Source organism: Pseudomonas sp. Irchel s3a10, assembly GCF_900187525.1.
Taxonomy (GTDB): Bacteria; Pseudomonadota; Gammaproteobacteria; order Pseudomonadales; family Pseudomonadaceae; genus Aquipseudomonas; species Aquipseudomonas koreensis_G.
The window spans coordinates 1-6,257 of record NZ_FYDR01000010.1 but is presented as its reverse complement, the minus strand read 5'-3'; the positions used below and the strand labels follow the sequence as shown (position 1 = coordinate 6,257).

The window sequence follows — 6,257 nt, the reverse complement described above, 5'->3', positions numbered from 1 at the left end:
GTGTGGTTGTTCTATCAAGACCCGGCCGCTGGCCGGGTTCATCCCTGAACGGACTTGTGGTTATTTATGGAAAAGTCGAAGTTGCGCAAAGTCGGTATGGGGTTGGCGTTGGCGGCGGTGGCCGGGTTGGTGCTGTACACGGTGCAGGCTCCGGCCGAAGCGCCGAAATACCAGACCGCGCCGGTCGAACGCTCGGATATCGAAAACACCGTGCTCGCCACCGGTTTGCTGGAAGGCGTCAAGCAGGTGGATGTCGGCGCTCAGGTGTCGGGGCAGTTGAAGTCGCTCAAGGTCAAGGTGGGCGACAAGGTAAAGAAGGGCCAGTGGCTGGCCGAGATCGATCCGCTGGTGCTGCAGAACACCCTGCGTCAGGCGCAGGTCGATGAGGAAAACCTGCAGGCGCAAAAGCGCGCGACGCAAGCCCAGCTGAAACAGGCCAAAGCGATCTACGAGCGCTATCAGAACCTGCAGGAAGACGCGTCGATCTCGCGTCAGGACTTCGAAACCGCGCAATCGAACTACGAGGTGCAGCAAGCCAATCTGCTGTCGCTGGACGCGCAGATCAAGAGTGCGCATATCCAGATCGACACCGCCAAGGTCAACCTCGCGTATACGCGGATCGTCGCGCCGATCGATGGCGATGTGGTCGGCATCGTCACCCAGGAAGGCCAGACCGTGATCGCCAACCAGTTGGCGCCGGTGCTGCTGAAACTGGCGGATCTGGACACCATGACCATCAAGGCCCAGGTGTCGGAGGCCGACGTGATTCATATCGCGCCGGGGCAGGAGGTGTATTTCACCATCCTCGGCGAGGACAAACGCTATTACGGCAAGCTGCGCGGCACCGAACCGGCGCCGCAGAACTTCCTCGAAACGCCGCCGGCCGGTACGCCGAAACAGAACACTGCAGTGTTTTACAACGCGTTGTTCGAGGTGCCCAATCCCGACCATCGTTTGCGCATTTCGATGACCGCGCAGGTGCGCATCGTCCTCGACACCGCGCAATCGGTGTTGACGGTGCCGGTGGCCGCGCTCGGCCCACGCAACACCGATGGCAGCTTTCCGGTGCGGGTGCTGGACGCCAAGGGCCAGGCGCAGTCGCGCAACGTGCAGACCGGGATCAACAACAACGTCAAAGTGCAGATCAAGCAGGGCCTCAGCGAAGGCGAACGGGTGGTGATCGGTGATCCGCTGCCCGCCGTGGCGGGGGCTTGAGCATGACGCAACCGTTGCTGCAATTGACCGGCATCACCCGCAGTTTCACCGCCGGCGACCGCGAGTTTCTCGCGCTGAAGGACATCAACCTGACGATCAATGCCGGAGAAATGGTGGCGATCATCGGCGCGTCCGGGTCTGGCAAATCAACCCTGATGAACATCCTCGGTTGCCTCGACTATGCGACCGCCGGCAGTTACAAGATCAATGGCCAGGAGACCCGCGACCTCGACGATCAGGCGCTGGCCGAGCTGCGCCGCGATTATTTCGGTTTCATCTTCCAGCGCTATCACTTGCTGCCGCACCTGAGCGCGATGCACAACGTCGAGATGCCTGCGATCTACGCCGGCATCCCCGCGCCGCAACGCCACGCCCGCGCCCGAGAATTGCTGGCACGGCTGGGCCTTGATGGGCACCTGACGCATCGCCCGAGCCAGCTCTCTGGTGGTCAGCAACAACGGGTGAGTATCGCCCGGGCCTTGATGAACGGCGGCGAGGTGATCCTCGCCGACGAACCCACCGGCGCTCTCGACACCGCCAGCGGCAAGGAAGTGATGCGCATCCTGCTGGAGCTGCACGCGGCCGGGCACACGGTGATTCTGGTGACCCACGACCCGAAAGTCGCGGCCAACGCCGAACGCATCATCGAAGTCAGCGACGGTGAAATCCTCAGCGACCGCCTCAACGAGCGCGATAGCGGGCAACTGGCCGGCGAAGAGGAAGTGCCGCCCAAGCCTGCGGCGACCCGCCGCCTGGTCGCCAGCCTCGGGCTGTTCAAGGAAGCCTTCAACATGGCCTGGGTGGCGCTGATTTCGCACCGCATGCGCACTTTGCTGACCATGCTCGGGATCGTCATCGGCATCACCTCGGTGGTGTCGATTTCGGCGATCGGCGAGGGCGCCAAACGCTACGTGCTCAAAGACATTTCGGCGATCGGCAGCAACACCATCGATATCTATTCCGGCACCAGTTTCGGCGACAAACGCGCGGCCTCGATCGAGACACTGGTGCCGGCCGACGTCACCGCGTTGAATCAGCTGTACTACGTCGACAGCGCCACCCCGGTGGTCGGTCGCAGCATGCTCTTGCGCTATCGCAACATCGACCTCGACGCGCAGATCAACGGTGTCAGCGACCAGTATTTTCAGGTGCGCGGGATCAAACTGGAGGCGGGCATCACCTTCAGCGAAAACGACGCCCGGCGTCAGGCGCAGGTGGTGGTGATTGACTACAACACCCGGCATCGGCTGTTCGCCGAGGGCGTTGATCCGCTGGGCCAGGTGATCCTGATCGGCAACCTGCCGTGCACGGTGATTGGCGTGGCAGCGGAGAACAAAAACCTGTTTGCCTCCGGCAAGACCCTCAACGTCTGGGTGCCCTACGAAACCGCCGCCGGCCGTATCCTGGGCCAACGCTTCCTCGACAGCATCAGCGTGCGGATGAAGGACGGGCAGTCGAGCAAAGTGGTGGAAGAGCACGTCAACCAGTTGATGCTGCAACGCCATGGCATCAAGGATTTCTACACCAACAACCTCGACAGCGTGCTGCAGACGGTGCAGAAAACCAGTCGTTCGCTGGCGCTGCTGCTGTCGCTGATCGCGGTGATTTCGCTGGTGGTCGGCGGCATCGGGGTGATGAACATCATGCTGGTGTCGGTCACCGAGCGTACGCGCGAGATCGGCATTCGCATGGCGGTCGGCGCGCGCCAGTCGGACATCCGTCAGCAGTTTCTGGTGGAGGCGGTGATGGTCTGCCTGCTCGGCGGGGCGATCGGAATCTCGTTGTCGTATGCCATCGGCCACCTGTTTTCGCTGTTCATCAAGGAATGGGAAATGGTGTTCTCCATGGCCTCGGTGTTGACGGCAGTGATCTGCTCGACGCTGATCGGCATCGTCTTCGGCTTCGTCCCCGCGCGCAATGCTTCGCGCCTGGACCCGATCGAAGCGTTGGCACGGGACTGATTGCCGAAGCTGATTGACCGGGCTCGTGCACTGAAGTGCACAAATCGAAAGGGACGGGTCATGAACCCGTCCCTGTTTTTCGTCCTCATTCCAACTATGGGAGCGAGCCTGCTCGCGAAAGCGGCCTCACAGCCGACCAATCCCTGACTGAATGCACTCGATCAAATGGTGGGAGCTGGCTTGCCAGCGATGGCGGCCTACCCGCTGACCAACTCCCACCTGAATGCACTCATTCCAACTGTGGGAGCGAGCTTGCTCGCGAAAGCGGCCTCACAGTCGACCAATCCCCAACTGAATGCACTCGGTCAAATGGTGGGAGCTGGCTGCCAGCGATGGCGGCCTACCAGCCGACCAACCTCCCACCTGAATGCACGCATTCCAACTGTGGGAGCGAGCTTGCTCGCGAAAGCGGCCTCACAGCCGACCAATCCCCAACTGAACGCACCCGGTCAAATGGTGGGAGCTGGCTGCCAGCGATGGCGGCCTACCAGCCGACCAATCCCCAACTGAACGCACTCATTCCAACTGTGGGAGCGGGCTTGCTCGCGAAAGCGGCCTACCAGACAAAATCAAAACAACAGAGCAAACCCCGCACATAAACATAACCCCGCAATCACGTTTAAAGTACACGAACCGTTACGCCATAACGGCTACAACGCCTTGCGCCGTTACCTACGCGTACGCCAGAATCCGCCGGCTTACACGACTATGGGGCGGGCTATATCGTTTCCCTGTCACTGAAAATCAGTGATCGGGTTTGGTAGCCCGTTTCTAAGTGTGATGGCGACACCGTGTTCAGCCCCTTTTCAGGGACTCGATTTCATGGTGGCCATGCGTGGGGCTCCTTTGGGAGCGCCGGGTTTTCCTGCTTAGACCGGTCTACCAACCCGCGTATGGCCGCCACCCTCGTTTGGTAGCGAGAGTGATGGCTCCTTACTTTTGCTAAGCAGGAGCTTCATCCATGTTCAAAGCCACACCCAACCCCCCGGACACCTCGATCCCGTACGACCCAGCCCTCGATCCGCAGAAGATAAAAGCGGCAACCGACCGCGCCATCAATTTCTACCTCAATCCCGGCGCACTGAAGATCTCGATTCCTTCAACCTCGTCATGCAAGGCGAACAGAATCTTCCTCATCGACCCCACCGTGGACGAAGAAACATTGCTCGTCGAAGCCTGCGAATCATTAGCCGCCGCCAGTGACATGGCCCGCGACATCGGCGACACCGTCGACCACTCACAGCGCCGGGCCATGCTGATGCTGCATCAGGTGATCATGCTCAGTGAACTGATGGTCAACCGGGTACTGGACGGCCGCCGCGTGCCCAACTAACTGCCCGGTCCCCTGTAGGAGCTGCCGAAGGCTGCGATCTTTTGATCTTGATCTTTAAAAGCAACATCAAAAGATCGCAGCCTGCGGCAGCTCCTACAGGTCATCATTCTTCCAAAGTGCCTCGACCGGAGTTCCAACTGATGTCCGAAATCCCACCCAATCCGCCGGCCACAGACCCGCTATCACCCTACGAATCCCTCAACTCCAGAAAACTCCACGAAGCCGCCGAACGCGCCCTCGACCATTACCTCGCACCCGCGCACATCATGGCCACACCCTACACCCCCAGCAGCATGTTCCTGGTCAACCCACAAACCGACACCGAATCCCTGCTGGCCAACGCCTGCGAATCCCTGGCCTCGGCCACGGTCATGCTCGGCGATTTCGCCGGCACGCTGGAAGGGCCGAGCCGCAATACCGCGCTGGGCATTGCGCAGGTGGTGATGCTGGGGGAGTTGGCGGTGAATCAGGCGCTGGATAATGTTGTGCTAAAGGAATAGGCGCTGACAGTTCTGGCCTCTTCGCGAGCAAGCCCGCTCCCACAGTGGATCTGCGTTTGTCACAGGTTATGTGCCCGGCAAAGATCCCTTGCAGACGTGAGCCTGCTCGCGATTGCCATTAAATAAATCAGTCCCCTTATACCCCCCGGTGCCCAGAATTACTTGACTAGTTCAGTGCGGCTCATTGGGTAACTTATGGGTTCATGCTAATGAACCACCAATCACCGTAAAACGAGCTGGTCTCCGTTACATGCACATAGGCGATTGCGTTATGCACGAAACTCAATATTTGTAGATCCACTGTCCCTTGGGTTGCCCCGGCAGGGATGAGGAGGGGAATTCGAGGTGTGGTGGGTTCGAGACTTCGGTTGACCGAACATTGCAAGGTTTGAGGCATGGGTGACGGTTCACTGACTGTTACCGTCAGAGTTAGCTTGCCCGTGAACGGGCGTACGGTGGATCTATTGACTATCTCGGTTCCCGTGTTCGTGTTGACCACCCGATGTAATCTGAAGACCCTGTCGATCGGTATTTTCACCTGTAGGGTCCTTGGGAGCGATACCTGCTCATTGCCGTACTTGGCGGTGGCGGTGAAGCTGTGATCACCCACGCTCAGGCCCGTTACAGTCAACTTCCACAGGCCCGTCGCAGGATCAACCATCGCCTCTCCCTTGTCGGTATCACCATCCTTGACCTGGACTTTCTGACCTTTAGCACCGGTGCCCTCAAGCGTAATCGAGGTGTCGCCAGTCGTGCCGCCCGGGAGAATCTCATTCCCTTTGGAGTCTTCCACTCGGGTAATTTCTGGCCGCACATCCTCAATCGCTTTGATCGTATAAGTGCGCACTGGAAACTCCAGCGCCTCACTCTCCACCGTGCTCTGACCAAGCGCCGCTTTAAACACCAATTCCAGGCTGCTGTCATCCTGCAGAGCGTTGAGCTCATCGGCTGGAAGCGGAGCAGTGAAGAACTGGTCAGCGATCCAGTCGGGGTTGGTGCCGGCCGTCGGCGCACTCCAGATCTCGCGTGTGTAGGCGCTACCGTCGGCATTGGTCCCGTGCAGGCGCAACCAGACGTATTGGTTGAGGGCGATCAGCGGCCAGTCACCCATGCGTACGGAAGCTTGGGTCAGGTTGCCGGTATGCAGTTCCGGGCCGGCGCCGTCGTTGTCGGCCTGCTCGATGGTGGGGCTGGCCAGCGCGCTCTGCGGCATTGCTTGCACCGTCAGGTCAAATACCCGGGACGGTG

Annotated in this window: 4 protein-coding genes and 1 pseudogene; 4 read left to right on the top strand and 1 reads right to left on the bottom strand. The window is 60.0% G+C overall.

The genetic code is table 11. The features are described 5' to 3' along the window. Nucleotides 1–66 precede the first annotated feature (66 nt). From macA to CKW11_RS23505, 4 genes are all read left to right on the top strand, one after another. Nucleotides 67–1,215 (top strand): macrolide transporter subunit MacA, encoded by a 1,149-nt coding sequence (gene macA / locus CKW11_RS23520; protein ID WP_095139602.1) that lies wholly within the window; start codon nucleotides 67–69, stop codon nucleotides 1,213–1,215. 2 nt (nucleotides 1,216–1,217) lie between these two features. Next, entirely contained in the window at nucleotides 1,218–3,176 is a 1,959-nt protein-coding gene (locus CKW11_RS23515) for a MacB family efflux pump subunit (protein WP_095139601.1), read from the top strand. A gap of 961 nt (nucleotides 3,177–4,137) precedes the next feature. Next, on the top strand, nucleotides 4,138–4,509 hold the full coding sequence (locus tag CKW11_RS23510; protein ID WP_095139600.1) for a DUF6124 family protein: 372 nt from the start codon (nucleotides 4,138–4,140) through the stop codon (nucleotides 4,507–4,509). Between the two features lie 140 nt (nucleotides 4,510–4,649). After that, nucleotides 4,650–5,009, top strand: coding sequence for a DUF6124 family protein (locus CKW11_RS23505; protein ID WP_095139599.1), 360 nt, complete (start codon nucleotides 4,650–4,652; stop codon nucleotides 5,007–5,009). Between the two features lie 193 nt (nucleotides 5,010–5,202). Here the strand turns inward: CKW11_RS23505 and CKW11_RS28685 are convergent. Next, nucleotides 5,203–6,257, bottom strand: a pseudogene (locus CKW11_RS28685) (hypothetical protein); the annotation flags it as partial.